The sequence below is a fragment of the Streptomyces sp. NPDC033180 genome (genome assembly GCF_055577645.1).
The window spans coordinates 403,087-425,337 of the sequence record NZ_JBVIPU010000004.1; the positions used below are offsets into that span (position 1 = coordinate 403,087).

Below are 22,251 nucleotides of genomic sequence, written 5' to 3' on the forward strand. Positions count from 1 at the left end.
GAACGAACGCTCGGGGCCCTTCGCACGTAACTCCTTATGTTCATCGAACGGTGGACGCCCGCGTGCGTGCGGCACAATGTCCCTGCCCCCAGGCCCCCTAGCGACGGAACGGCGTGATGAGCAAGACGACCCCGGCAAGCGACAGCCTCCCCTCCGAGCACGATCACGGGGGAAGGGACGCGGACGCGCCACGCAGTGCTGGTGGGAGTCGTGCGTTCGCGCTGCTTCTGGTGATCACGGGGGCGGCGGGGCTGCTCGCGGCGTGGGTCATCACGCTGGACAAGTTCAAGCTCCTGGAGGACCCGGACTTCACGCCGGGCTGCAGCCTCAATCCGGTGGTCTCCTGCGGCAACATCATGACGAGCGAGCAGGCGTCGGTGTTCGGCTTCCCGAACCCGATGCTGGGCCTTGCCGCGTACGCCGCCGTGATCTGTGTCGGCATGAGTCTGCTGGGCCGTGCGCGTTTCCCGCGCTGGTACTGGCTGACGCTGAACGCGGGCACGCTCTTCGGGGTCGGCTTCTGCACCTGGCTGCAGTACCAGTCGCTGTACGAGATCAACTCGCTGTGCCTGTGGTGCTGCCTGGCCTGGGTCGCCACGATCACCATGTTCTGGTACGTGACCTCGTTCAACGTCCGTAACGGCTTCCTGCCCGCGCCCACCTGGCTGCGTACGTTCCTCGGCGAGTTCACCTGGGTGCTTCCGGTGCTGCACGTCGGCATCATCGGCATGCTGATCCTCACGCGCTGGTGGGACTTCTGGACCAGCTGACAGCGCCGAGGGCATTGTCAGTGGGCTGACGTAGGGTTCGAACCGTGGAGCCCGACCTGTTCACCGCAGCCGCCGAGGACCGCCAGGAGAAGGACCCTTCGACGAGTCCCCTGGCCGTCCGGATGCGCCCGCGCACCCTGGAAGAAGTCGTCGGCCAGCAGCATCTGCTGAAGCAGGGCTCGCCCCTGCGGAGGCTGGTCGGCGAGGGCGGCGGAGGACCGGCGGGACCGTCGTCGGTGTTCTTGTGGGGGCCGCCGGGCATCGGCAAGACGACCCTCGCCTACGTGGTCTCCAAGGCCACGAACAAGCGCTTCGTGGAGCTCTCCGCGATCACCGCCGGTGTGAAGGAAGTCCGCGCGGTCATCGAGGGCGCCCGGCGCGCGATGGGCGGCCACGGCAAGGAGACCGTCCTCTTCCTGGACGAGATCCATCGCTTCAGCAAGGCCCAGCAGGACTCCCTGCTGCCCGCCGTCGAGAACCGCTGGGTGACGCTGATCGCGGCGACGACGGAGAACCCGTACTTCTCGATCATCTCCCCGCTCCTGTCCCGCTCCCTGCTCCTCACGCTCGAACCCCTCACGGACGACGACCTGCGCGGTCTGCTGCGCCGGGCACTCGTCGAGGAGCGGGGCCTCGGCGGCGCGGTGGAGCTGCCCCAGGACACCGAGGAGCATCTCCTGCGGATCTCCGGCGGCGACGCCCGGCGCGCGCTCACCGCCCTGGAGGCCGGCGCCGGCTCGGCCCTCGCCAAGGGGGAGAAGGAGATCACCCTCCAGACCCTGGAGGAGTCGGTCGACCGCGCGGCCGTGAAGTACGACCGTGACGGCGACCAGCACTACGACGTCGCGAGCGCCCTGATCAAGTCCATCCGGGGATCGGACGTGGACGCGGCCCTGCACTATCTGGCCCGGATGATCGAGGCCGGCGAGGACCCCCGCTTCATCGCACGGCGCCTGATGATCTCCGCCAGCGAGGACATCGGCCTCGCCGACCCCACGGCACTGCCCACCGCGGTCGCCGCCGCCCAGGCCGTCGCGATGATCGGCTTCCCGGAGGCAGCGCTCACCCTCAGCCACGCGACGATCGCCCTCGCCCTTGCCCCGAAGTCGAACGCCGCGACGATCGCCATCCAGTCCGCCCAGGCGGACGTCCGCGCGGGCCTCGCGGGCCCCGTCCCGCCCCACCTGCGCGACGGGCACTACAAGGGAGCGGCCAAGCTCGGCCACGCCCAGGGCTATGTGTATCCGCACGACGTGCCGGGCGCGATCGCGGCCCAGCAGTACGCACCGGACGCCGTGGCAGCCAAGCGCTACTACCAACCCACGCGCTACGGCGCCGAGGCGCGGTACGCCGACGTGGTGGAGCGGGTTCGGGAGCGCCTCAAGGGCGAGTAGCGCACCGCATCGCGGCCCATCGCGGCCTGCGGCTGAGGCACCCCCCGCCACCCGGTACACTTGCCCGAAGTGCTGCGTCCCGTGTCCGGTCTCGTACCGGCGCCACCAGAACGGGACATCCAGCCGGAGCCCCGGACCTCACCGTCCAGGGATCTCCAGGAGCGTCGCGCACCGTCGAAGGTGTCGCGGGCAGCCCACCACCATCTCGTACTCCGGGAAGCGGTCGGTGGGCCACTCGCGTGCTGCACATAGTGCCCAGACCAGGGAGCGGCTGCCCGCCGGATCCAGCAACACCGGATCCGATGGGTTTCCCAGGCTGCGGATTGCGACCTCCCCTAACCCTGGTGAAGCCGATTTCACAATGAACAGAGAGGTTGGTTCATGCCGAACCAGTCCCGCCCCAAGGTCAAGAAGTCGCGTGCCCTCGGCATCGCGCTGACCCCGAAGGCCGTCAAGTACTTCGAGGCCCGCCCCTACCCGCCGGGCGAGCACGGCCGTGGGCGCAAGCAGAACTCGGACTACAAGGTCCGTCTGCTCGAGAAGCAGCGTCTGCGCGCGCAGTACGACATCAGCGAGAAGCAGATGGCCCGTGCCTACGACCGCGCCAAGAAGGCCGAAGGCAAGACCGGCGAGGCCCTGGTCATCGAGCTCGAGCGCCGTCTCGACGCCCTGATCCTGCGTTCGGGCATCGCCCGCACGATCTACCAGGCCCGTCAGATGGTCAGCCACGGCCACATCGAGGTCAACGGCGGCAAGGTCGACAAGCCGTCGTTCCGTGTCCGTCCCGACGACGTCGTGATGGTCCGCGAGCGCAGCCGCGAGAAGCCGCTGTTCCAGGTCTCCCGCGAGGGCGGCTTCGCCCCCGACGGCGAGATCCCGCGTTACCTCCAGGTGAACCTGAAGGCCCTGGCCTTCCGTCTGGACCGTGACCCGAACCGCAAGGAGATCCCCGTGATCTGCGACGAGCAGCTCGTCGTCGAGTACTACGCCCGCTGACCCGGACGTAGCTCTCCCTGCTTCAGCCCGTCGCCCGCCCTCCCTTCGTGGTGGGGCAGGCGGCGGGTTTTCGCGTTATCGCTGGGGCCCGTGCGCAGAGCGCGGGTCACCGCCGCGTCCGGGGCGAGACGGGCCCCGACGGCCACGCACTCCTCGTAGCGGGCGTCGCCCAGCTGCTCTCGGGCCTGCGACTCGCACAGCGCGTGCGGCCCGCCGAAGTTCCCGGAGCCGAACAGCGGAAGGCCCACCGAAGGCCAGATGCGGGACGCGGCGCCCTGCAGCACCGCCGCCTCGGCCGCATCGCCCTCCACCACGGTGAACAGCGCGAGCAGCTCGATCGCGAGCACCGTACCGAGCAGGTCGTTGAAGGCGTGGTCGAGGGCCAGGCACCGCATGACCAGATCACGTGCGGTCGCGGCCTCGCCGCGCGTCCAGGCCGCGAAGCCGAGTACATACAGTGCGTACGCGAGAGTCCAGCGCTCGCCGTGGTCCTCGCAGACCTGGCGTACGTCCTCGCAGAGCTCCACCGCGTCGGCCAGCTCCCCGCGGAAGGCGAGCGCCATCGCCAGCTCGACCTGGCCCATCAGGACGTTGCTGTTGAGCTCGCCGATCTCGCGGTACTGCTCGAGGGCCGAGCGCAGCAAGGTTTCCGCGCGCTCCATGTCGTCGTTGAGGAGCGCGAGGCAGCCGATGCGGTGCACCGCGTACGCGGCCGCGATGGCGCTGCCGGTACGTTCCGCCTCGTCCTTGCACTCCTGCAGAGCCGCGAGCGCGGCGACGGTGTCGCCCTGCAGGACCGCGACGTAACCGAGCACCCACAGCGCCTTGAGGCGCGATTCGTCGTGGCCGCCGTCCAGCTCCAGGGCGCGGTCCAACCAGTGCCGCCCCTCAGCGAGCCGCCCGCAGCCCACCCAGTAGAACCACAGGCTGCCCGCCAGATACTGGCCCAGATGCGTCTCGTCCGGCTCGGTCAGGCAGTGCTCCAACGCGCCCCGCAGATTGGGCAGTTCGCAGTCGACGAGCTCGGCTACCCGCGCCTGGCGCGGCGAGAACCAGTCCAGCTCGCACCAGGTGGCGAGCCCCATGTACCAGTCCCGGTGCCTGCGCCGCATCCGCGCGGCGTCGCCGGATGCCTCCAGCCAGTCGGCGCCGTACGCCCGGACCGTGTCGAGCATGCGGTAGCGGACGCCGGTCGGCCCTTCCTCGCGGGTCACGACGGACTGCGCGAGCAGCTCGCCGAGCACGTCCAGGACGTCGTCGGCGTGCAGGCCGTCGCCGCTGCAGATGTACTCCGCCGCCTCCAGGTCGAAAGGACCGCAGAACACCGAGAGCCGCGACCACAGCAGGCGCTCGCCCGCCGTGCACAGCTCGTGGCTCCAGCCGATGGCGGTCCGCAGGGTCTGATGCCGTGGCGGCGCGTCGCGCCGCGTCCCGGTGAGCAGCGCGAAGCGGTTGTCGAGCCGGGCGAGGAGCTGAGCGGGCGAGAGCGCCCGCAGCCGCCCCGCCGCCAGCTCGACGGCCAGCGGGATCCCGTCGAGGCGGCGGCAGAGCTCCGCCACATCGGCTTCGTTCTCCTCGTCCAGGGCGAACCCGGGGAGCCCCGCCGCCGCACGGTCGGCGAAGAGGACGGCCGCGTCCGGGGTGGGCAGCGGTGCGAGCGGGAAGATCCGCTCGCCCCCGGTGTCGAGGGGCCGGCGCCCCACCGCGAGCACGCGGAGCCCGGGGGAGTGGTGCAGCAGATCCCCCACCAGCGACGCGCACGCCTCCACCAGGTGCTCGAACCCGTCGACGACGAGGAGGACTTCCCGCTCCGCGAGATGGTCGAGCAGCACATCGCGCGGCGTGCGGTGGGTGTGATCCGTAAGACGCAGCGCGTCGGCGACCGCGTGCTCCACCAGATCCGGGTCCCTGACCGCGGCGAGCTCCGCCAGCCAGGCCCCGCCCCGCGGCGCGGCACGGCAGGCGGCCCGGACGGCGAGGCGCGACTTCCCGACACCGCCGACCCCGGTCACCGTGACCAGGCGTGCGGCCTTCAACGCGGCGGTGAGCGAGGCGAGTTCGCCGGTGCGTCCGACGAAGGCGTTGAGCTCCAGAGGGAGGTTGCCGGGTCTCGGCGGGCGGGCTGGGGAGCCGTCCCGACGGTTACCGGTGCCCTGATCGCGTCGCATGAGATACGGAGCGTACCCATCCGTAAGCAGTCCGTACAATCACTTCAGGTAACTCCCCTGCCCCTGCACGGTAATGCGGTGCGGAGCCTTCGCCCCGGCGCGATAGGGTCGGGGGACGACTTTTCGATGTTCGGGACCGATGATCAGGGAGCGGTGCACAGTGTCCGGTGGAGAGGTGGCCGGGATCCTGGTGGCCGTCTTCTGGGCGATCCTGGTCTCCTTCCTGGCCGTGGTGCTGGTGAGGTTGGCGCAGACGCTCAGGGCGACCACCAAGCTCGTCGCGGAAGTGACCGAGCAGGCCGTCCCGCTCCTCGCGGACGCCTCCACCGCGGTGCGCTCCGCGCAGACGCAGATCGAGCGGGTCGACGCCATCGCGTCGGACGTCCAGGAAGTCACGTCGAACGCGTCGGCGCTCTCCACGACGGTGGCCTCCACCTTCGGCGGGCCCCTCGTCAAGGTCGCGGCGTTCGGTTACGGGGTGCGCAGGGCCCTGGGCCGCAAGGCAGGACCCGAATCAACCAATGTGCCCCCGGCGACCGCCCGACGTACCGTGATCGTGGGGCGCACCGTCCCCTCAGCGCGGCGGCGGGGCAAGCGGAAGAAGGACTGACGCAGCGATGTTCCGCCGTACGTTCTGGTTCACCGCGGGCGCCGCTGCCGGTGTGTGGGCCACCACCAAAGTCAACCGCAAGATCAAGCAGCTGACCCCCGAGAGCCTCGCGGCGCAGGCCGCGAACAAGGCGGTCGAGGCAGGTCACAAACTCAAGGACTTCGCTCTCGACGTCCGCGACGGCATGGCACAGCGCGAGGCCGAACTGGGTGAGGCCCTGGGCCTGGAGGCCCCGGTCGACCCGGAACTGCCCGGACAGCGCCGCGTGGTCGTGGCCATCGAGGACAGCAAGACCAGCAAGTCAAGCAGGACCGACAAGAACAAGCAGGGCAAGTACCTCTCGAACACGAAGTACTCGTACAACCGGAATGAGGACCACTGATGGAGTCGGCCGAGATTCGCCGCCGCTGGCTGAGCTTCTTCGAGGAGCGCGGGCACACCGTCGTCCCTTCGGCGTCGCTCATCGCGGACGACCCGACTCTGCTCCTCGTCCCCGCGGGCATGGTGCCCTTCAAGCCCTACTTCCTGGGTGAGGTCAAGCCGCAGTTCTCGCGCGCCACGAGCGTGCAGAAGTGCGTGCGTACGCCGGACATCGAAGAGGTCGGCAAGACCACGCGGCACGGCACGTTCTTCCAGATGTGCGGCAACTTCTCCTTCGGTGACTACTTCAAGGAAGGCGCCATCAAGTACGCCTGGGAGCTGCTCACCAGCTCCGTGGCGGACGGGGGCTACGGCCTCGACCCCGAGCGCCTGTGGGTGACGGTCTACCTCGACGACGACGAGGCCGAGACCATCTGGCGCGAGAAGGTGGGCGTCCCCGCCGAGCGCATCCAGCGCCTGGGCAAGAAGGACAACTACTGGTCCATGGGCGTCCCCGGACCCTGCGGCCCCTGCTCCGAGATCAACTACGACCGCGGCCCCGAGTTCGGCGTCGAGGGCGGCCCGGCCGTCAACGACGAGCGGTACGTGGAGATCTGGAACCTGGTCTTCATGCAGTACGAGCGCGGCGAGGGCACCTCGAAGGAGGACTTCGAGATCCTCGGCGAGCTGCCCAGCAAGAACATCGACACCGGCCTCGGTCTCGAGCGCCTCGCCATGATCCTGCAGGGCGTACAGAACATGTACGAGACCGACACCCTGCGCGTCGTCATGGACAAGGCCACCGAGCTCACCGGCGTCCGCTACGGCGCCGAGCAGGGTTCGGACGTCTCCCTGCGCGTGGTCGCCGACCACATGCGCACGTCCGTGATGCTCATCGGCGACGGCGTCACGCCCGGCAACGAAGGCCGGGGCTATGTGCTGCGCCGCATCATGCGCCGCGCCATCCGCAACATGCGTCTGATGGGTGCCACCGGCCCGGTCGCCCTGGAACTCGTCGACACGGTCATCAAGTCGATGGGTGAGCAGTACCCCGAGCTCGAGACCGACCGCAAGCGCATCGAGACCGTCGCCCTCGCCGAAGAGGCCGCCTTCCTCAAGGCCCTCAAGGGCGGCACGAACATCCTCGACACCGCCGTCACCGAGACCAAGGCCGCCGGCGGCAAGGTCCTGGCCGGCGACAAGGCGTTCCTGCTGCACGACACGTGGGGCTTCCCGATCGACCTCACCCTGGAGATGGCCGCCGAACAGGGCCTGACCGTGGACGAGGACGGCTTCCGGCGCCTGATGAAGGAGCAGCGGGAGCGGGCCAAGGCCGATGCCCAGGCCAAGAAGACCGGTCACGCCGATCTGCACGCCTACCGCGAGATCGCCGACAACTCCGGCGCCACGGACTTCACCGGCTACACCCTCACCGAGAACGAGGCCGTGATCGTCGGCCTCCTGGTCAACGGCGCCTCGTCCCCCGCCGCCCGCGAGGGCGACGAGGTCGAGGTCGTCCTCGACCGCACCCCCTTCTACGCCGAGGGCGGCGGCCAGATCGCCGACTCCGGCCGGATCCGCCTCGACAACGGGGCGGTCGTCGAGATCCGTGACGTGCAGAAGCCGGTCCCCGGCGTGCACGTCCACAAGGGTGTCGTCCAGGTCGGCGAGATCACCGTCGGCGACCAGGTCTGGGCCTCGATCGACGTGCACCGCCGCCGTGCCATCGCCCGCGCCCACTCCGCCACGCACCTCACGCACCAGGCGCTGCGCGACGCGCTCGGCCCGACGGCTGCCCAGGCCGGTTCCGAGAACCAGCCCGGTCGCTTCCGCTTCGACTTCGGCTCCCCGTCCGCCGTGCCCACGGCCGTCATGACGGACGTCGAGCAGAAGATCAACGAAGTCCTCGCGCACGAACTCGACGTCCAGGCCGAGGTCATGTCGATCGACGACGCCAAGAAGCAGGGCGCGATCGCCGAGTTCGGTGAGAAGTACGGCGAGCGGGTCCGCGTCGTCACCATCGGCGACTTCTCCAAGGAGCTGTGCGGCGGCACGCACGTCCACAACACCGCCCAGCTCGGCCTGGTCAAGCTGCTCGGCGAGTCGTCCATCGGTTCGGGCGTGCGCCGCATCGAAGCCCTCGTCGGCGTCGACGCGTACAACTTCCTCGCCAAGGAGCACACGGTCGTCGCCCAGCTCCAGGAGCTGGTCAAGGGCCGCTCCGAGGAGCTGCCCGAGAAGGTCTCCGCCATGCTCGGCAAGCTGAAGGACGCCGAGAAGGAGATCGAGAAGTTCCGCGCGGAGAAGGTCCTCGCGGCCGCCGCCGGTCTCGTCGAGTCCGCCAAGGACGTACGAGGTGTCGCGCTGGCCACCGGCCAGGTGCCGGACGGCACGGGCGCCGACGACCTGCGCAAGCTGGTCCTCGACGTACGCCACCGCATCCCGGGCGACCGCCCGGCCGTCGTGGCCCTGTTCACCACGGCCAATGGCCGCCCGCTGACGGTCATCGCCACGAACGAAGCCGCCCGCGAGCGCGGCCTCAAGGCCGGCGACCTCGTCCGTACGGCCGCCAAGACCCTCGGTGGCGGTGGCGGCGGCAAGCCGGACGTCGCCCAGGGCGGCGGCCAGAACGCCGCGGCCATCGGTGACGCCATGGCCGCCGTCGAGCGCCTCGTGGCAGAGACGGCCTGATGGACGACTCTGCAGTGGGCATGCGCAGGGGTCGGCGTCTGGCCATCGACGTCGGTGACGCCCGGATCGGGGTCGCGTCGTGCGACCCCGACGGGATCCTCGCCACTCCGGTGGAGACGGTGCCGGGACGCGATGTTCCGGCAGCACAGCGCCGGTTGAAGCAGCTCGTCGACGAGTACGAACCGATCGAGATCGTCGTCGGTCTCCCTCGCTCCCTCAACGGGGGCGAGGGCCCGGCGGCCGCCAAGATCCGCGCGTTCGTCCAGGACCTCGCCCGCTTGGTCGCCCCCATTTCGGTGAGGCTCGTGGACGAGAGGATGACCACAGTGACGGCCAGTCAGGGGCTGCGTGCCTCGGGCGTGAAGTCCAAAAAGGGCAGGTCTGTCATCGATCAGGCGGCGGCCGTCATCATCCTTCAGCAGGCACTGGAGTCCGAACGGGCGTCAGGTAAAGCTCCGGGCGAGGGCGTCGAAGTGGTCATCTGATCGCGATACGGTAACGTTCCGCGCGATGCGGCGGTGTTCGAACAGCTGCCGCACAGCATCAAGAGGCGGAACGGTTGCCCTCCCACTCAGACGGCGGCCCCGCCTCGCGGCTTGTAGGGGATCGATGACTGAGTATGGCCGGGGTCCAGGCTCCGAACCGTGGCATCCCGAGGACCCGTTGTACGGGGACGGCGGATGGGGAGGACAGCAGCCTTCGGGCGGCCAGTCCACCTACGGCGGCCAGGGGCAGTACAACCCTCAGCAGCCGCAGCACCCTCAGCAGCAGTCGCAGTACGACGACTGGAGCACGGGTCAGCAGCAGGCCTACGGCCAGCAGCAGTACGGCGGGCCCGTCGGCCAGCAGCAGTACAACGGTGGCCCCGAGCAGCAGTACAACGGCGGCCCCGAGCAGCAGTACAACGGTGGCTGGGACACCGGGCAGCAGGGCCAGGTGCCGTACACCGCCGACCCGTCGGACCCCTACGGCCACCAGACGGGCGGCTACGGCGCGGAGAGCCCGGACTACTACGGCACTCCCGACGCGTACCCACCGCCGGAGCCGCCGTCCCGCCGCCGCCCCGAACCCGAGCCGCAGCAGGACTGGGATCCGGGCCCGGACCAGGGCGAGCACGCCTTCTTCTCGGGCGCCGACGACGATGACGAGGACGACGACACTCCGCCGGGGCGCCGCGGGGACCGCCGTGGCGGCCGCGGCGGCAAGAAGCCGAAGAAGCGTCGCAGTGGCTGCGCCTGCCTGGTCGTGACGGTGGTCTTCGCCGGCGGGCTCGGCGGAATCGGCTATTTCGGCTATCAGTTCTATCAGGACCGCTTCGGTACGTCGCCGGACTACGCGGGCGAGGGCTCGGGCGTCACGATCGTCGACATTCCCAAGGGATCCGGCGGCTATGTGATCGGCCAGAAGCTGAAGGAGGCCGGGGTCGTCAAGAGCGTCGACGCCTTCGTCTCGGCGCAGGCGCAGAACGACAAGGGCGACACGATCCAGGCGGGTGTTTACACCCTCAAAAAGGAAATGTCCGCCAAGAGCGCCGTCGACCTCATGCTGAGCCCGAAGAGCCGCAACAACCTCATCATTCCCGAGGGCAGGCGGAACGCGTGGGTCTATGCGCAGATCGATTCCCGTCTTGACCTCAAGAAGGGGACCACCGAGGACGTCGCCGAGAAGAAATGGAAGGATCTCGGACTTCCTTCCTGGGCGAATACGAACAAGGACATCAAGGACCCGCTGGAAGGATTCCTCTATCCCTCCGCATATCCCGTGGCCAAGGGCCAGAAGCCCGAGGACGTCCTCAAGAAGATGGTCGCCCACGCCAATGAGCGGTACGAGGCGATCGACCTCAAGTCGAAGGCCGCCGCGCTGAATCTGAAGGACCCGCTCCAGGTTCTGACGGTCGCGAGCCTCGTCCAGGCCGAGGGCAAGTACAAGCACGACTTCGAGAAGGTCGCGACGGTCGTCTACAACCGTCTCAAGCCGGGCAACACGGAGACGTACGGCCTCCTGGACTTCGACTCGACGGTCAACTACCTGCGCGGCAAGTCGGAGTTGGCGACAGGTTCGGTCGATGAACTCCGCAAGATCAACGACCCGTACAACACCTACAAGATCAAGGGCCTGCCTCCCGGCCCGATCGGCAACCCGGGCGATGTGGCACTGAAGTCCGCGCTGAGTCCGGCCAAGGGCGACTGGTACTACTTCGTCTCCGTCAGCGAGGACAAGACGCTCTTCGCGAAGACGAACGAAGAACAGAACCGGAACCGCGAGAAGTACGAAGAGAACCTGAAGGAACAGAACGGTCAATGAGCGCCCAGAAGCGCCGAGCTGCGGTACTCGGTTCCCCGATCGCCCATTCCCTCTCCCCGGTGCTGCACCGCGCCGCATACGGGGAGCTGGGTCTTGTCGACTGGACGTATGACCTGTTCGATGTCGACGAGGCGGCTCTGCCCGGGTTCCTGAAGGGCCTCGGCCCCGAGTGGGCCGGGCTCTCGCTGACGATGCCACTCAAGCGCGCGGTGATCCCGCTGCTCGACGAGATCAGCGAGACCGCCGCCTCCGTCGAGGCGGTCAACACCGTGGTCTTCACGGACGACGGCCGCCGCATCGGCGACAACACCGACATCCCCGGCATGGTCGCCGCCCTGCGGGAGCGCGGCATCGAGCAGGTCGAGTCGGCCGCGATCCTCGGCGCGGGCGCCACCGCTTCGTCCGCCCTCGCCGCGCTCGCGCGGATCTGCACGGGCGAGGTCGTCGCGTACGTACGCAGTCAGGCGCGTGCCGCCGAGATGCGGGAGTGGGGCGAGCGGCTCGGGGTGGAGGTGCGGACGGAGGACTGGGCGGACGCCGAGCGGGCGCTGAGCGCCCCGCTGGTGATCGCCACGACTCCGGCCGGTGCCACCGATGTGTTGTCGGCCGCTGTGCCGGAGCGGCCCGCGACCCTCTTCGACGTCCTGTACGACCCGTGGCCCACCGCTCTGGCGGCCCGCTGGTCGATGTACGGCGGGGCCGTGGTCAGCGGGCTCGACCTTCTCGTGCACCAGGCGGTGCTGCAGGTCGAGCAGATGACCGGGCGTACGCCCGCGCCGCTGGCCGCGATGCGCAAGGCGGGGGAGCACGCGCTGGCCGCGCGCTAGGACGTTCGCTTTCCGGTGCCGTCTCTCCGAAGGAGTCCGCTTTCTGGACCGGAGGCCAGGTCCAGCCCGCCGACGTGGGAGGATCGGGGGTGGCGGGCCAGGGCCGCGCACCCGGTCGCGCCACGCAGTTCCAGGCGCGAGCATGAGGAGCACCGTTGAGCAGGTTGCGTTGGCTGACCGCGGGAGAGTCCCACGGACCCGCACTTGTCGCGACGCTGGAGGGTCTTCCCGCCGGCGTGCCGATCACCACGGAGATGGTGGCGGACCACCTGGCCCGGCGGCGTCTCGGCTATGGGCGCGGTGCGCGCATGAAGTTCGAGCGCGACGAGGTCACCTTCCTGGGCGGCGTCCGGCACGGCCTGACCATGGGCTCGCCGATCGCGATCATGGTGGGCAACACCGAGTGGCCCAAGTGGGAGCAGGTCATGGCGGCCGACCCGGTCGACCCGGAGATCCTCGCCGACCTGGCCCGCAACGCCCCGCTGACCCGGCCCAGGCCCGGCCACGCCGACCTCGCGGGCATGCAGAAGTACGGCTTCGACGAGGCCCGCCCGATCCTGGAGCGTGCCTCCGCCCGCGAGACAGCGGCACGCGTCGCGCTCGGCGCGGTCGCCCGCTCGTACCTGAAGGAGACGGCCGGCATCGAGATCGTCAGCCACGTCACGGAGCTGGCGGCGGCCAAGGCGCCCTACGGCGTCTACCCGACCCCCGCCGACGTCGAGAAGCTCGACGCCGACCCGGTGCGCTGCCTCGACGCGGACGCGAGCAAGGCGATGGTCGCCGAGATCGACCAGGCCCACAAGGACGGCGACACCCTGGGCGGCGTCGTCGAGGTCCTCGCGTACGGCGTGCCCGTCGGCCTCGGCTCGCACGTGCACTGGGACCGGCGGCTCGACGCACGCCTGGCCGCCGCGCTCATGGGCATCCAGGCCATCAAGGGCGTCGAGGTCGGCGACGGCTTCGACCTCGCGCGGGTGCCGGGTTCCAAGGCGCACGACGAGATCGTCTCCACCGACGACGGCATCAAGCGCACCTCAGGACGCTCCGGCGGCACCGAGGGCGGCCTGACCACCGGTGAACTGCTGCGCGTGCGTGCCGCGATGAAGCCCATCGCGACCGTGCCGCGCGCGCTCGCCACCGTCGACGTCGCCACCGGCGAGGCCACCAAGGCGCACCACCAGCGCTCCGACGTGTGCGCGGTTCCGGCCGCGGGCATCGTCGCCGAGGCGATGGTCGCGCTGACCCTGGCCGACGCCGTCGCCGAGAAGTTCGGTGGCGACAGCGTGCCCGAGACCCGGCGGAACGTGGCGTCGTACCTCGACAACCTCCAGATCCGGTGACCGGCCCGCAGATCGTCCTGGTCGGACCGATGGGCGTGGGCAAGTCGACGGTGGGCTCGCTGCTCGCCGAGCGCCTCGGCACCGTCTTCCGGGACACCGACGCCGACATCGTGGCCGCACAGGGCCGGGAGATCGCGGAGATCTTCGTGGACGAGGGCGAGCCGCACTTCCGCGACCTGGAGCGACAGGCCGTGCGTGCGGCGCTCGCCGAGCACGAGGGCATCCTCGCGCTCGGCGGGGGCGCGATCCTCGACGAGTCGACCCGCGCGCTCCTGGCTCCGCACCCCGTCGTCTATCTCTCGATGGACGTCGAGGAGGCGGTCAAGCGCACCGGCCTGAACGTCGCGCGCCCGCTGCTCGCGGTCAATCCGCGCAAGCAGTGGCGCGAACTGATGGACGCCCGCCGCCAGTTCTACGCCGAAGTCGCCCGCGCCGTCGTCGCCACCGACGACCGCACCCCCGAAGAGGTAGCCCAAGCGGTCCTCGACGCACTGGAGTTGAAGGAAGCATGACGGAGATGGCCGAGACGTCGGGGCAGACGCCCACCCGTATCCAGGTCGGTGGCACCGCGGGCACCGATCCGTACGAGGTGCTCGTCGGACGGCAGCTCCTCGGAGAGCTGCCCGGCCTGATCGGCGAGCGCACCAAGCGTGTCGCGATCATCCACCCCGAGGCGCTCGCCGAGACGGGCGACGCGCTGCGCGATGACCTGGCGGGCCAGGGCTTCGAGGTCGTCGCCATCCAGGTGCCGAACGCCGAGGAGGCCAAGACCGCTGAGGTCGCCGCGTACTGCTGGAAGGCCCTTGGCCAGTCCGGCTTCACCCGCAGCGACATCATCATCGGTGTCGGTGGCGGAGCCACCACGGACCTGGCCGGGTTCGTGGCCGCGACCTGGCTGCGCGGGGTCCGCTGGATCGCCGTGCCGACCACCGTGCTCGGCATGGTGGACGCCGCGGTCGGCGGCAAGACCGGCATCAACACCGCCGAGGGCAAGAACCTCGTCGGTTCCTTCCACCCGCCCACGGGCGTGCTGTGCGACCTGGCCGCGCTGGACTCGCTGCCGGTCAACGACTTCGTGTCGGGCCTCGCGGAGATCATCAAGGCCGGTTTCATCGCCGATCCGGTGATCCTCGAACTCATCGAGGAGGACCCCGAGGCGGCCCGCAGCCCGCAGGGACCGCACACCGCCGAGCTGATCGAGCGCTCCATCAAGGTCAAGGCCGAGGTCGTCTCCGGCGACCTCAAGGAGTCGGGCCTGCGCGAGATCCTCAACTACGGCCACACCCTCGCGCACGCCATCGAGAAGAACGAGCGGTACAAGTGGCGCCACGGCGCCGCAGTCTCCGTGGGCATGGCCTTCGCGGCCGAACTCGGCCGCCTCGCCGGACGCTTGGACGACGCGACCGCCGACCGGCACCGCGCCGTTCTGGAGTCGGTCGGGCTTCCCCTGAGCTACCGCTACGACCAGTGGCCCAAGCTCCTGGAGACCATGAAGGTCGACAAGAAGTCCCGCGGTGACCTGCTGCGCTTCATCGTCCTTGACGGCCTCGGCAAGCCGGCCGTCCTGGAGGGACCCGACCCCGCGGTGCTCCTGGCCGCGTACGGCGAAGTGGCGAACTAGCGCTGTAGAAGCGCTGAATCGGCCCGCCGGAACAAGCCACGGGCACCCAGCGGCCTCCCCGGCCGTTCACACAACGTCGGCCGGGGGCGGTACCGTTCGGTAACGGGTGGCCCCGGCCGCCGCCCGACCAGCGTCAGTCGCACGAGACGGAGTGGCACCGGATGCAGCACGCAGTGGGGTCTCCGCTGCCGCCGCCCCATCAGCCGGGGCACGGACCGGCCACCGGCTGGTCCCCGGCCGCACATCACCCGAGCGGTCCGCCGCCGGGTGCAGCGCCGGGCGGCCCACCGCCTCCCGCGCCGGGTTTCGCCGGCGCACCGCACCCCCCGGGCACGGCCCCCCATCCGCAGGGCCCGGCCCCGCACGCGCCGGCGCCCCAGCATGTGGCGCCGGGAGCCCCCCAGCACAACCACGCCCCGGGCGCCCCTGTGCCCCCGAGCCGGGACACGACGGGCCACATCCAGCTCCCGCCCGGCGGCCCCGTCGCCGTGCCGAGTCCTCCGCCCGGCACGGCCCAGGCGGACACCGGCGCCACCACGCTGGCCGTCCTGTTGATCGGTCCCGCGGGCGCGGGCAAGACGAGCGTCGCCAAGTTCTGGGCGGAGCACCGCAGGGTGCCGACCGCCCACATCAGCCTCGACGACGTACGGGAATGGGTGCGCTCGGGCTTCGCGGACCCCCAGTCCGGCTGGAACGACCACTCGGAGGCGCAGTACCGCCTGGCCCGCCGCACCTGCGGTTTCGCCGCACGGAACTTCCTGGCCAACGGCATCTCCTGCGTCCTCGACGACGCGGTGTTCCCCGACCGCCCGGTCGTCGGCCTCGGCGGCTGGAAGCGCCACGTGGGCCCCGGCCTTTTGCCGGTGGTCCTGCTGCCCGGCCTGGAGATCGTCCTGGAGCGCAACGCCGAGCGCAGCGGCAACCGCCGCCTCACGGACGAGGAAGTGGCCCGCATCCACGGCCGCATGGCCGGGTGGTACGGCTCGGGCCTGCCCATCATCGACAACTCCCAGCTGGACGTGCCCGCCACGGCCAGGGTCCTGGACGACGTCCTCGCCCGCTCCATCGCGAGCCCGCCGCAGTGGTAGGGCGCCGCGCCGCCTGATGCCCCGGCCACGCCGCGGTCCCGCTCGGTCGGGTGCGCTGAACGGGCCGTCCCGCGCCGCCGCTCATAGGCTCGTTCCATGTCTGAGGTGTACGCGGCCCGCCGTGAGCGGTTGAGGGAGCGTTGTGCCGCGGGCGGCAGCGCGTCGGCGTTGGTGTCCCGTCCCGCCAACGTGCGGTATCTGGCGGGGGCGGCGCCGCAGGGTGCCGTGCTCCTGCTGGGCGGCGGCGAGGATCTGTTGCTGTGCTCAAGGCCGCCCGGGGACGAGCAGGGAGAGGGGCGGCCCGACGAGGGGGTGCGGGTGCAGCTGCTCGACGCGGCCGGTGGGGACCCCGCCGTCGCCGGGGCCGACCTCGCGGCCGCGCAGGGCATCGATTCGCTCGCCGTGGAGGAGCACGACCTCACGGTCGCCCGGCATCGCGCGCTGGGATCGGTCGCGCCGCGGCTGCGGCTCACGGATCTCGGGGGAGCGGTCGAGCAACTGCGGCTCGTCAAGGACGAGGAGGAGATCTCCTGCCTGAGGATCGGCTCGGAGATCGCCGACCAGGCGCTCGGCGAACTACTCGAATCCATCCTTGTCGGGCGTACGGAACGCCACCTCGCCCTTGAGCTCGAGCGCCGCCTCGTCGATCACGGCGCGGACGGCCCCGCCTTCCCGACCTCTGTCGCCACCGGACCGAACTCCGGCCGCAGTGGCCACCGGCCGTCGGACCGGCGGGTGGAGGAAGGGGATTTCCTCTCGGTGTGCCTGGGGGCCGAATACCGCGGTTACCGTTGTGAGATCGGGCGTACGTTCGTCATCGGTACGTCTCCCGCGGACTGGCAGATCGAGCTGTACGACCTCGTCTTCGCCGCTCAGCGGGCGGGCAGGGAGGCTCTCGCGCCGGGCGCGGCCTACCGCGACATCGACCGCGCGGCACGCCTCGTACTGGATTCCGCGGGGTATGCGGATGGCCTCGCTCCGCTGATGGGACATGGGCTGGGGCTCGAAATCGACGAGGACCCGCAGTTGGCGCCCGCGGCCATGGGTAAACTGGACGCTTGCGTGCCGGTCACCGTCGAACCGGGGGTTCACATCCCGGGCCGGGGTGGTGTCCGGATCGATGACACGCTCGTCGTGCGCCCCGAGGCGGACGGCGGACCCGAGCTACTCACCATCACGACCAAGGAGCTGCTCGCGCTCTAGCTTTTCGAGCTGTGCGCGTGCGCCGGGGTCGTCCACGTCAGTCCAGGAGATTCCGCAACCGTGGCTTCCACGAACGACCTCAAGAACGGCCTGGTGCTCAAGCTCGACGGGGGCCAGCTCTGGTCCGTCGTCGAGTTCCAGCACGTCAAGCCCGGCAAGGGCCCTGCCTTTGTGCGCACCAAGCTCAAGAACGTGATGTCCGGCAAGGTCGTCGACAAGACGTTCAACGCCGGCGTCAAGGTCGACACGGCGACGATCGACAAGCGCGACATGCAGTTCTCCTACATGGACGGCGACTACTTCGTCTTCATGGACATGGAGACGTACGACCAGCTGCACGTCGACCGCAAGTCCGTCGGTGACGCCGCCAACTTCCTGATCGAGGGCTTCACGGCCTCCGTCGCGCAGCACGAGGGCGAAGTCCTCTTCGTCGAGCTGCCGGCCGCCGTCGAGCTGGTCATCCAGGAGACCGAGCCCGGCGTCCAGGGAGACCGCTCCACCGGCGGCACCAAGCCCGCGACGCTGGAGACCGGCCACCAGATCCAGGTGCCGCTCTTCATCACCACCGGCGAGAAGATCAAGGTCGACACCCGTGACAGCGGCTACCTCGGCCGGGTGAACAGCTAACCGTGGCTGCTCGTAATACGGCCCGCAAACGCGCCTTCCAGATTCTCTTCGAGGCCGACCAGCGTGGCGCAGATGTAGTGACGGTCCTCGCGGACTGGGTGCGCCACTCGCGGGCCGATACCCGGCAGCCGCCGGTGAGCGAGTTCACGATGGAGCTGGTCGAGGGGTACGCGGAGCACGCGCGCCACATCGATGAGCTGATCTCCCAGTACGCCGTCGGGTGGACCCTCGACAGGATGCCGGTCGTGGACCGCAACATCCTGCGGCTCGGTGCCCACGAGCTGATCTGGGTCGACGCGACTCCGGACGCCGTGGTGATCGACGAGTCCGTCCAGCTCGCCAAGGAGTTCTCCACGGACGATTCGCCGTCCTTCGTGAACGGCCTGCTCGGTCGCTTCAAGGATCTGAAGCCGAGTCTGCGCCGCGACGAGGCGTAAGCCTCCTACGCCGCTCAGAGGGCCCGCAGCACTCGCTGCGGGCCCTCTGGCGTCCATGGTGCTCCTGGGGCCTCTGTGGCCTCCTGAGGGCTCACGTGCGTACGTAAAACGCCGGGGTGGCCGGAACCCGAACGGTTCCGGCCACCCCGGCGTTACGTTTCTGCTCAAGTGCCCCTTGAGGGATCAGACGTCGTCGTGGGCGACGGCGCGGCGCGCGTCCGCGTCCAGGACGCCCCAGCTGATCAGCTGCTCGGTGAGGACCGAGGGCGACTGGTCATAGATCACGGCGAGGGTGCGCAGGTCGTCCTGGCGGATCGAGAGCACCTTGCCGTTGTAGTCACCGCGCTGCGACTGGATCGTGGCGGCATACCGCTGCAGCGGGCCTGCCTTCTCCTGCGGGACGTGCGCGAGGCGCTCAAGGTCGAGCACGAGCTTCGGCGGCGGCTCGGCCGCACCGCCGGGAGCGGTGCCGGGCAGCAGCTCCTGGACCGGGACGCCATAGAAGTCCGCCAGCTCGGCAAGGCGCTGTACGGTCACGGCGCGGTCGCCGCGTTCGTACGAACCGACCACGACCGCCTTCCAGCGGCCCTGGGACTTCTCCTCGACACCGTGGAGGGAAAGGCCCTGCTGGGTACGGATGGCGCGGAGCTTGGCCCCGAGCTGTTTGGCGTATTCGCTGGACATATAGCTCCCCGGACGAAGAACGGTAACTCACTGTGAGGTTACGCAGCGTTACTTGGATGCGTCAAGCCGAATGGTCCGTACCGGCACTTCTCAGGGGGGTCGTGACCGGCGGCGTTGCCCGTGCTGGTACCGTGGATGGCGCAATTCCGACGTCCTTTAAGGTCCGTCCCGTGAGGCGGAGAAGGAGGTCCGTTTCATATGGACTCGAACGACACGAACGAATCCGATGTCGCCCGGCCTGTGCTCGAAGGCCCGGACATCGCACGGGTGTTGACCCGTATCGCGCACGAGATCGTCGAGCGCGCCAAAGGCGCCGACGACGTGGTGCTGCTCGGCATTCCCACCCGCGGCGTCTTCCTCGCCCGGCGCCTCGCCGAGAAGCTCGAAGAAATCACCGGACGCACGATCCCGGTTGGCTCACTCGACATCACGATGTACCGCGACGATCTGCGCATGCATCCGCCGCGCGCACTGGCCCGCACCGAGATCCCCGGTGACGGCATCGACGGCCGCCTCGTCGTCCTCGTCGACGACGTGCTCTTCTCCGGTCGCACCATCCGCGCCGCCCTCGACGGACTGAACGACATCGGGCGCCCGCGCGCGGTGCAGCTCGCCGTCCTCGTCGACCGCGGCCACCGCGAACTCCCGATCCGCGCCGATTACGTCGGCAAGAACCTCCCCACGTCGCTGCGGGAGACGGTCAAGGTCCAGCTCGCCGAGGAGGACGGCCGCGACGCCGTGCTGCTCGGTGCCAAGCACGCTTCCGCGTAGGACCGGCTCTCCTGCGGAACCCGGGGGCACACCCCTGCGCGCCCGCATGCCCGCACACCTCCACATCACGGAGTAAACCCAGATGATGCGACACCTCATCTCGGCCGCCGACCTCACCCGCGACGACGCCGTTCTCATCCTCGACACCGCCGAGGAGATGGCCCGGGTCGCCGACCGGCCGATCAAGAAGCTTCCCGCACTGCGCGGCCGCACGATCTGCAATCTGTTCTTCGAGGACTCCACGCGGACCCGGATCTCCTTCGAGGCCGCCGAGAAGCGCCTCTCCGCCGATGTCATCAACTTCGCCGCCAAGGGCTCCAGCGTCTCCAAGGGCGAGTCGCTCAAGGACACCGCCCAGACCCTGGAGGCGATGGGCGTCGACGCCGTCGTCATCCGGCACGGCGCGTCCGGCGCCCCCTACCGGCTCGCCACGTCCGGCTGGATCGACGCCCCGGTGATCAACGCGGGCGACGGCACCCACCAGCACCCCACCCAGGCACTGCTCGACGCCTTCACCATGCGGCGCCGCCTCGTCGGGCGTGACGCGGGCCTCGGCAAGGACCTGAGCGGCAAGAGCATCACGCTCGTCGGCGACGTCCTGCACAGCCGGGTCGCGCGCTCTAACGTCGACCTCCTGCACACCCTGGGCGCCGAGGTCACCCTGGTCGCCCCGCCCACGCTCGTGCCGGTCGGCGTCGACAGCTGGCCCTGCGACGTGAGTTACGACCTGGACCGGGTGCTCCCGAAGTCCGACGCCGTGATGATGCTGCGCGTGCAGCGCGAGCGCATGAACGCCGCGTTCTTCCCGACCGAGCGCGAGTACTCGCGTCGCTACGGCCTGGACGGCGAGCGCATGGCGAAGATGCCCGAGCACGCCATCGTCATGCACCCCGGGCCGATGGTCCGCGGCATGGAGATCACCGCGGAGGTCGCCGACTCCGACCGCTGCACGGTCATCGAGCAGGTCGCCAACGGCGTCCACACCCGGATGGCCGTCCTCTACCTGCTTCTGGGCGGCAACGAACCCGCCGTCACCCACACCCGCCCCACCGGTTCCGAGGAGAAGTAAGACATGAGCAAGACCCTGATCCGTGGTGCGAAGGTGCTCGGCGGCGAGCCGCAGGACGTACTGATCGACGGCGGGACGATCCTCGAGGTGGGGACCGGCATCGACGCGGGCGACGCGACCGTCGTCGAGGCCGAGGGCAAGATCCTGCTGCCCGGCCTCGTAGACCTGCACACCCACCTGCGCGAGCCCGGCCGCGAGGACTCCGAGACCGTCCTGACCGGTACGCGGGCCGCCGCCTCCGGCGGCTACACCGCCGTGTTCGCCATGGCCAACACCTTCCCCGTCGCCGACACCGCCGGTGTCGTCGAGCAGGTCTACCGCCTCGGCCAGGAGGGCGGGTACGCGGACGTCCAGCCGATCGGCGCTGTCACCGTCGGCCTGGAGGGCAAGAAGCTCGCCGAGCTCGGCGCCATGCACGAGTCCGCCGCAGGCGTCACGGTCTTCTCCGACGACGGCAAGTGCGTCGACGACGCCGTGATCATGCGCCGCGCCCTGGAGTACGTGAAGGCCTTCGGCGGTGTCGTCGCCCAGCACGCGCAGGAGCCGCGCCTGACCGAGGGCGCCCAGATGAACGAGGGCATCGTCTCCGCCGAGCTGGGCCTCGGCGGCTGGCCCGCCGTCGCCGAGGAGTCGATCATCGCGCGTGACGTGCTCCTCGCCGAGCACGTGGGCTCGCGGGTGCACATCTGCCACCTGTCGACCGCCGGTTCGGTCGAGATCGTGCGCTGGGCGAAGTCGCGCGGCATCGACGTGACCGCCGAGGTCACCCCGCACCACCTGCTCCTGACCGACGAGATGGTCCGCTCGTACAACCCCGTCTACAAGGTCAACCCGCCGCTGCGCACCGAGCGCGACGTCATGGCGCTGCGCGAGGCCCTGGCCGACGGCACGATCGACATCGTCGCCACCGACCACGCCCCGCACCCGCACGAGGACAAGGACTGCGAGTGGGCCGCGGCGGCCATGGGCATGGTGGGCCTGGAGACCGCGCTCTCCGTCGTCCAGCAGACGATGGTCGAGACGGGCCTGCTCACCTGGGCCGCGGTCGCCGACCGGATGTCCGTCAAGCCCGCCGAGATCGGGCAGGCCAAGGGCCACGGGCGCCCCGTCTCGCCAGGTGAGCCCGCGAACCTCACGCTTCTCGATCCCGCTTACCGTGGTGTCGTGGACCCCGCGGGCTTCGCCTCCCGCAGCGGCAACACCCCCTACGAGGGCCGTGAGCTGCCCGGTCGCGTGACGCACACGTGGCTGAGGGGCCGCGCCACGCTCGTCGACGGGAAGCTCGCGTGAC

General features: G+C 70.0%; 21 protein-coding genes. 19 read left to right on the forward strand and 2 right to left on the reverse strand.

The features are described from left to right. Positions 1 to 116 precede the first annotated feature (116 nt). The 3 genes from ACZ5WE_RS15840 (at position 117) to rpsD (ending at position 3,160) form a co-directional block, all read left to right on the forward strand. Positions 117 to 770 (forward strand): vitamin K epoxide reductase family protein, encoded by a 654-nt coding sequence (locus ACZ5WE_RS15840; protein ID WP_467686474.1) that lies wholly within the window; start codon positions 117 to 119, stop codon positions 768 to 770. A 44-nt stretch (positions 771 to 814) separates the two neighbouring features. Beyond that, positions 815 to 2,164, forward strand: a complete 1,350-nt coding sequence (locus ACZ5WE_RS15845; protein WP_467686473.1) for a replication-associated recombination protein A — start codon at positions 815 to 817, stop codon at positions 2,162 to 2,164. A 381-nt stretch (positions 2,165 to 2,545) separates the two neighbouring features. Next, positions 2,546 to 3,160 carry a 30S ribosomal protein S4 gene (gene rpsD, locus ACZ5WE_RS15850; protein ID WP_160503779.1) on the forward strand — a complete coding sequence of 205 codons (615 nt, stop codon included), beginning with the start codon at positions 2,546 to 2,548 and terminating at the stop codon, positions 3,158 to 3,160. Here the strand turns inward: rpsD and ACZ5WE_RS15855 are convergent. Further along, a complete protein-coding gene (locus ACZ5WE_RS15855) occupies positions 3,148 to 5,328 on the reverse strand; it encodes an ATP-binding protein (protein WP_467686470.1) in 2,181 nt (726 codons plus the stop codon). The genes rpsD and ACZ5WE_RS15855 overlap by 13 nt on opposite strands. A gap of 139 nt (positions 5,329 to 5,467) precedes the next feature. On the opposite strand from ACZ5WE_RS15855, the gene ACZ5WE_RS15860 reads away from it, so the two are divergent. The 13 genes from ACZ5WE_RS15860 to nusB all read left to right on the forward strand — a co-directional run bounded on the left by ACZ5WE_RS15860 (position 5,468) and on the right by nusB (position 18,436). Next, positions 5,468 to 5,938: a DUF948 domain-containing protein gene (locus tag ACZ5WE_RS15860; protein WP_467686468.1), complete on the forward strand. Its 471-nt coding sequence runs from the start codon at positions 5,468 to 5,470 to the stop codon at positions 5,936 to 5,938. Between the two features lie 7 nt (positions 5,939 to 5,945). Next, the gene (locus ACZ5WE_RS15865) at positions 5,946 to 6,320 is read left to right on the forward strand and encodes a DUF6167 family protein (protein ID WP_467686466.1); all 375 of its coding nucleotides are present in this window, start codon (positions 5,946 to 5,948) and stop codon (positions 6,318 to 6,320) included. Beyond that, complete coding sequence (alaS, locus tag ACZ5WE_RS15870) at positions 6,320 to 8,989, forward strand: alanine--tRNA ligase (protein ID WP_467686464.1); 2,670 nt, start codon at positions 6,320 to 6,322, stop codon at positions 8,987 to 8,989. Before ACZ5WE_RS15865 ends, alaS begins: the two co-directional genes overlap by 1 nt. A gap of 20 nt (positions 8,990 to 9,009) precedes the next feature. Then, complete coding sequence (gene ruvX / locus ACZ5WE_RS15875; RefSeq protein ID WP_453739086.1) at positions 9,010 to 9,474, forward strand: Holliday junction resolvase RuvX; 465 nt, start codon at positions 9,010 to 9,012, stop codon at positions 9,472 to 9,474. A gap of 124 nt (positions 9,475 to 9,598) precedes the next feature. Then, on the forward strand, positions 9,599 to 11,293 hold the full coding sequence (mltG, locus tag ACZ5WE_RS15880) for an endolytic transglycosylase MltG (protein WP_467686462.1): 1,695 nt from the start codon (positions 9,599 to 9,601) through the stop codon (positions 11,291 to 11,293). Next, a complete protein-coding gene (locus tag ACZ5WE_RS15885; protein WP_467686461.1) occupies positions 11,290 to 12,120 on the forward strand; it encodes a shikimate dehydrogenase in 831 nt (276 codons plus the stop codon). Before mltG ends, ACZ5WE_RS15885 begins: the two co-directional genes overlap by 4 nt. A 155-nt stretch (positions 12,121 to 12,275) precedes the next feature. Continuing rightward, positions 12,276 to 13,460 (forward strand): chorismate synthase, encoded by a 1,185-nt coding sequence (gene aroC / locus ACZ5WE_RS15890; protein ID WP_467686459.1) that lies wholly within the window; start codon positions 12,276 to 12,278, stop codon positions 13,458 to 13,460. Continuing rightward, positions 13,457 to 13,972 carry a shikimate kinase gene (locus tag ACZ5WE_RS15895; protein WP_467686458.1) on the forward strand — a complete coding sequence of 172 codons (516 nt, stop codon included), beginning with the start codon at positions 13,457 to 13,459 and terminating at the stop codon, positions 13,970 to 13,972. The genes aroC and ACZ5WE_RS15895 overlap by 4 nt, the downstream gene beginning before the upstream one ends. Continuing rightward, positions 13,969 to 15,081 (forward strand): 3-dehydroquinate synthase, encoded by a 1,113-nt coding sequence (gene aroB / locus ACZ5WE_RS15900; protein WP_467686456.1) that lies wholly within the window; start codon positions 13,969 to 13,971, stop codon positions 15,079 to 15,081. The genes ACZ5WE_RS15895 and aroB overlap by 4 nt, the downstream gene beginning before the upstream one ends. Before the next feature lie 161 nt (positions 15,082 to 15,242). Next, positions 15,243 to 16,169 (forward strand): Pro-rich N-terminal domain-containing protein, encoded by a 927-nt coding sequence (locus ACZ5WE_RS15905; RefSeq protein WP_467686455.1) that lies wholly within the window; start codon positions 15,243 to 15,245, stop codon positions 16,167 to 16,169. A gap of 96 nt (positions 16,170 to 16,265) precedes the next feature. Continuing rightward, a complete protein-coding gene (locus ACZ5WE_RS15910) occupies positions 16,266 to 17,372 on the forward strand; it encodes a M24 family metallopeptidase (RefSeq protein ID WP_467686453.1) in 1,107 nt (368 codons plus the stop codon). A 60-nt stretch (positions 17,373 to 17,432) separates the two neighbouring features. Further along, positions 17,433 to 17,999, forward strand: a complete 567-nt coding sequence (efp, locus tag ACZ5WE_RS15915; RefSeq protein WP_344521662.1) for an elongation factor P — start codon at positions 17,433 to 17,435, stop codon at positions 17,997 to 17,999. A 2-nt stretch (positions 18,000 to 18,001) separates the two neighbouring features. Further along, entirely contained in the window at positions 18,002 to 18,436 is a 435-nt protein-coding gene (gene nusB / locus ACZ5WE_RS15920) for a transcription antitermination factor NusB (RefSeq protein WP_467686451.1), read from the forward strand. Between the two features lie 183 nt (positions 18,437 to 18,619). Here the strand turns inward: nusB and bldD are convergent, their stop codons facing one another. Beyond that, positions 18,620 to 19,120 (reverse strand): transcriptional regulator BldD, encoded by a 501-nt coding sequence (bldD, locus tag ACZ5WE_RS15925; RefSeq protein WP_249591133.1) that lies wholly within the window; start codon positions 19,118 to 19,120, stop codon positions 18,620 to 18,622. A gap of 198 nt (positions 19,121 to 19,318) precedes the next feature. Here bldD and pyrR point away from each other — a divergent pair, with 198 nt between their 5' ends. The 3 genes from pyrR to ACZ5WE_RS15940 all read left to right on the forward strand — a co-directional run bounded on the left by pyrR (position 19,319) and on the right by ACZ5WE_RS15940 (position 22,250). Then, positions 19,319 to 19,891: a bifunctional pyr operon transcriptional regulator/uracil phosphoribosyltransferase PyrR gene (pyrR, locus tag ACZ5WE_RS15930; RefSeq protein ID WP_467686450.1), complete on the forward strand. Its 573-nt coding sequence runs from the start codon at positions 19,319 to 19,321 to the stop codon at positions 19,889 to 19,891. Positions 19,892 to 19,973: 82 nt separating this feature from the next. Next, positions 19,974 to 20,960, forward strand: coding sequence for an aspartate carbamoyltransferase catalytic subunit (locus tag ACZ5WE_RS15935; RefSeq protein ID WP_467686449.1), 987 nt, complete (start codon positions 19,974 to 19,976; stop codon positions 20,958 to 20,960). A 3-nt stretch (positions 20,961 to 20,963) separates the two neighbouring features. Next, complete coding sequence (locus ACZ5WE_RS15940; RefSeq protein ID WP_467686447.1) at positions 20,964 to 22,250, forward strand: dihydroorotase; 1,287 nt, start codon at positions 20,964 to 20,966, stop codon at positions 22,248 to 22,250. The last annotated feature ends 1 nt before the right edge of the window (position 22,251 follow it).